The 1,003-nt window shown below is 47.5% G+C and carries 1 protein-coding gene; it reads left to right on the top strand.

What is annotated here, in order from left to right:
* The first annotated feature begins 49 nt into the window (after positions 1-49).
* Complete coding sequence (locus ACKFKF_RS35165) at positions 50-817, top strand: hypothetical protein (protein WP_446871961.1); 768 nt, start codon at positions 50-52, stop codon at positions 815-817.
* Positions 818-1,003 lie beyond the last annotated feature (186 nt).

Raw genomic sequence — 1,003 nt, forward strand, 5'->3', positions numbered from 1 at the left:
GATCGATGGCTTTCTTGTCGATTCCCTCTCCTAAAAATCGTCCGGACTATTGTTAGATCACATTACAGAAGCCTTTGGTCCCTATTTGGGTTACAACGCGGATGAAACAAAACGGGCAGGTAAAGCCGATGGCTACACTTGTCAGGGGCACCCGTTTCTCTACCCGCTCATCGAATGGGGATGGACACGGGATGACTGCATTGAATATCTCTATCGTATTCTGGGAGTCCTTTGGAGGAAATCTGCCTGTAGCTATTGCCCATTCCAGCAAAAACAAGCTGCGATCGATCGCTATAACCGTGACCCGAAAGCCGCAGGGTTCACACTGCTGATGGAGCTAAATGCTCTGGCATTTAATCCTCGAATGCATCTATTTTCATCAGGCACTGCTTATGATCTGATGGTGAAAAGCAGTAACCAGGCTGCCCTTGATGAATTGGAGGAGCTATTACGCCAGTTACAGTGGGCTACTTATCACGTTCAACGCACTTACAAGCAACTAATTGGGAAAAACGGCAAACCCTACGTCAATTCCGATCGCAAAGTGGTTCTGGTGAACGAAGGCAACAAAGCTCAGATGGAGTCCAACTTAGAGACAATTTGCCAACGTCATCATACCTCAATAGAAGATCTGCACGGCAAACGGTGCTATCTCCACCGACGACAAGAAGGCATTTATCCGGCTTTCGAGGAGTTTTACGTTGTTGCTCCCAATCTAGCGAAAAACAAATGCCGTAACCTGAAAGCCTTTGAGCAAAATTGGCGGGAACTGACAGAACCCGCTAAACCTGTTCAGTTGACTCTCTTTGTTCTCTAACCCCAAGCACAGACAAGATGGCTGCGATCGCGATAGAGCTTCCGCTCCAGAGAATGTAGGCGGGCTGACAGCTTTAAGCAGGTCTACATGCCCTCGCCTGTTCACCAACATGGAGCGGTCTATGTCTGAATCCTAAGTACAGGACAAAAAACTTAGAACCTGCAAGAAATCATTCATTTTCTGCTC

Source organism: Phormidesmis sp. 146-12, from assembly GCF_052939495.1.